2 protein-coding genes are annotated in these 3,849 nt (G+C 71.1%); both read left to right on the top strand.

From position 1 onward, the window contains the following. Positions 1–480, top strand: a 480-nt coding sequence (locus IEY93_RS10650; RefSeq protein ID WP_229691030.1) for an ATP-dependent Clp protease proteolytic subunit, incomplete at its 5' end; no start/stop codon positions are given. Positions 481–754: 274 nt separating this feature from the next. Continuing rightward, positions 755–3,849: FG-GAP-like repeat-containing protein (locus tag IEY93_RS10645; protein WP_189162836.1), on the top strand; the 3,095-nt coding region annotated here is incomplete at its 3' end.

The raw sequence follows: 3,849 nt of genomic DNA, 5'->3' as shown, positions 1-3,849 counted from the left end.
GTGATGGCCCAGTTGCTGACCCTGGAGTCGCTCGACCCCGACCGCGACATCAGCATCTACATCAACTCGCCCGGCGGCTCGTTCACCGCGATGACGGCGATCTACGACACCATGCAGTTCGTCCGGCCCGAGATCCAGACCGTCTGCATCGGCCAGGCGGCCTCCGCCGCGGCCGTGCTGCTGGCGGCCGGCGCGCCGGGCAAGCGGGCGGCGCTGCCGCAGTCGCGCGTCCTGCTCCACCAGCCGTCCATGGAGGGCAGCTTCGGCCCGTCCAGCGACATGGAGATCCAGGCCCGCGAGATCCTGCGCATGCGCGCCCTGCAGGAGGAGCTCCTCGCCCGGCACTCGGGCCGCACGGCCGAGAGCGTGCGCGCCGACATCGAGCGCGACAAGATCTTCACCGCCGAGGAGGCCAGGGCGTACGGCCTGGTCGACGACATCTTCGCCAACCGCAAACGCGTCGCCGCCCTGGTGCGCTGACCCCAGCCCGAGCAGGCCCGCGGGACACCCCGCGGGCCTGCTCGGCATGTCGACCTCAGGTTGTCGCAGTGCGAGTGATGCGCCGACGTCCGCGGATTCCTAGCATGGCCTCAAGATCGCCGCCGCCGCGATCACGCCGGGGAGGCCGCGACGATGCGCAACGCCCATCGCAGGGCTCACCGCGGTGCCGCGGGTCCTGACCGCACCGGTCCGCGCGACCGGGGCGAGGCGGGCGGTCCGTCATTCCCCCCCCGCCTGAAAGCAGGACACGACCATGCCTCCTGACGTGGCCTCCCCGCCCGCGCGCCGTGCCGCGAGCGGCCGGATCACCGGGCGATTAGCCCTCACCGTGGTGCTGACTCTGCTGTCCACCGCTTCGGTGGTGGTCGGCGGCGCCACGGCGGCGCTCGCGGCGTCCCTGAGCCACACACCGCTGATCACCTACAACATGCAGGGCGCGACGTCGGGCAATGACAGCAAATGGACGACGACGGTGGGAGGGTACGCGCGTGCCGCCGAGATCGTCGCGTTGCAGGAAGCGGGCAGCGGACCCCCCGGCGACTTCGTGAACACCATCGTCTTCGATCCCGGCGCGCCTGGCCGCTCAGGTTACGTGCAGCACCACCGGTGGCGGGTCGGGCAGGAGTCCTACGAGGTCTATTTCCTGCAGACCGACGCCAACGGCGGATCCTGGACAGGTGGCCGGACGAACGTCGCGCTGGTGACCCAGCGCGCGGCGGACGAGGTCACGGTCGTCCAGAACCCCGGCGGCCGCGCGGCGCTGGGTGTCCGCTTCGACGACAACTGGTACTTCACCTTCCACGGCCAGGCGCTGGGCGGGGCGTACAACGACTCCGCGGACATGTCCCAGCGGATCGCCGCCCGCGCGGGCGGACGCCAGTGGACGATGATGGGCGATTTCAACATGGAGCCCGGTTCCTTCGCCGCGCCCGCCCGGTCCTACCGCTACAACCCGGGCACCGCCACCCACCAAGGCGGCGGCGAGTACGACTACGCGCTGTCCTCGGAGAACGTCCCGGACCTGCCGGTCCTCACCTTGCCCGGCGCCTCGGCCGACCACTACGCGGTGGGCATCGGTGCCATGCGGGCCGCGGCGCAGCCGGGTGACCTGCGTATCATGCCGCTCGGCGACTCGATCACCTTCGGGGAGGGCAGCTCCACCGGGGCCGGCTACCGCGGCCAGTTGTGGGAGGAGCTGAAGGCCCAGAACGGCACCACGGTCAACTTCGTCGGCTCCCAGCACTCGGGCCCGATCCCGGACAACGACAACGAGGGCCATCCCGGGTGGCTGATCGACGACATCGATCGGATCACCGACAACGCCCTGGCCACCTATCAGCCGAACGTGGTGCTGCTGCACATCGGCACCAACGACATGAACCGCAATGTCTACCCGGGGGGCGCTCCGGCCAGGCTGGGCAGTCTGATCGACCGCATCTTCCGCGACTCGCCCGACGTGACCCTGCTGGTCTCCAAGCTGGTGCCCTCCAGCGACCCGATCGTGCAAGGCCGGATCTTCACCTACAACAACTCCATCCCGGACGTGGTGGCCCAGAAGCAGAACGCGGGAAAGCACGTGTGGCTGGTGGACATGAACGCCGTCACGGTCGGGGACCTGGTCGACGTCCTGCACCCGGGCGACACCGGATACCGGAAGATGGGCCACGTCTTCTACAACGGCATCCGCGCGGTCGAGGAGGCCGGCTGGGTGAAACCACCGCCGGGCGGCGGTGGCGGCGGACAGCTCGGTGCCCCCAACTGGTTCGCGCACGGCAACATCGCCAGCGGCTTCGGCGCCCAGCTCGACCCCGCTCCCCAGCCCGGCGGCCGGCCCAATGGCGACACGAGCATCAAGCACCTCGCCGACCTCAACGGCGACGGCCGCGACGACTACCTCATCGTCGATGACAACGGGGATGTGACGGCCTGGCTCAACGGCGGCAACGACCCCGCGGGATCACCGACCTGGAACCATCTCGGCCGGGTCGTGGGCGGCACTCTGCTGGCCAGCAAGAGTGTGGTGTTCGCCGACATCAACGGCGACGGCCGCGACGACTACCTGGTGGTCGGCGCCTCCAACGGCTCGATCCTGGCCTGGCTCAACGGCGGGCCGAACGCCTCCGCGTCCAACGGCTGGGCGTGGAACTTCCAGGGGGAGGTCGCCCCCGGAGTCGGCTACCCCGCGGACCGGGTCAGGTTCGCCGACATCAACGGCGACGGGCGCGACGATTACCTCATCCTCGGCGAGGCCGACGGCTCGCTCCGGGCCTGGCTCAACGCCGGGCCGTCCTCGAGCTCGCCCAGCGGCTGGGCCTGGCCCCCGGCCGGCCCGGTCGCGCCCGGAGTCGGCGTGCCCGGCGCCCAGGTCCGGCTCGCGGACGTCACCGGCGACGGCCGCGACGACTACCTCGTGATCGGCACCGGCAACGGCTCGGTCACCCTGTGGCAGAACGGCGGACCGAGCGCGACCTCGCCCAGCGGCTGGGCCTGGGACCCCAGAGGCCGCATCGCCCCCGGCGTCGGGGTGGCAGCGTCCAGCGTCCGGTTCGCCCACCTGCACGGCCGGGTCGCCCCCAACGACAACGCCCGGGAGGACTACCTCGTCATGGACGACGTCAGCGGCAGGGTGGACATGTGGCTGAACGCCGGCCCGCCGGGCGGGTCGGGCGACTGGAACTGGAACCCGCTCGGGCCGGTGGCCGACGGGGAGCGCGGCCGTGTGCTGTTCGCCAACATCGACGGCGACCCGCTCGCCGACTATGTGTACCTCGCCGCCAACGGGGCGGTCTACGCCTGGCTGAACGGCGGGCCGGACAAGTACTGGTGGTACTACAAGGGCCAGGTAGCGCCCGGCGTCGGAGTCCCCGGCCGTGAGGTCCGGTTCGCGGACGTGGACGGCGACGGCTACGACGACTATGTCGTGGTCAACCCGACGACCGGCTCCTTGACCCTGTGGTACAACCACGGCCCCGCGGCCTCCTCGCCCAGCGGCTGGGCCTGGGACCCGCACGGCAGGATCGCCCCCGGCGTCGGCGCCCCCGGCGGCCAGGTCCAACTGGCCGACGTCGACGGCGACAAGAAGGCCGACTACCTGGTGATGGGCCCCGCCAACGGCTCCATCAACGCCTGGATCAACGCCGGATACCACCCCGGCTCGCCCAGCGACAACTGGGACTGGAACCCCATCGGCCCGATCGCTCCCGGCGTGGGCTCTCCGGCGAGCCACATCCGGCTGGCCAGGCTCTACATCTATCCAGGCGAACCGGCGGCCAGCCGCCGCGTGGACTACCTCGACGTGCAGGACGACAGTTCGGTACGCGGCTGGCAGAACGCGGGTCCCAGCGCCTC

This window comes from Sphaerisporangium melleum (assembly GCF_014646695.1).
In the GTDB taxonomy this organism is placed as follows: Bacteria; Actinomycetota; Actinomycetes; order Streptosporangiales; family Streptosporangiaceae; genus Sphaerisporangium; species Sphaerisporangium melleum.
The sequence above is the reverse complement of the archived record's forward strand: the minus strand, read 5'-3'. Positions and strand labels throughout refer to the sequence as shown.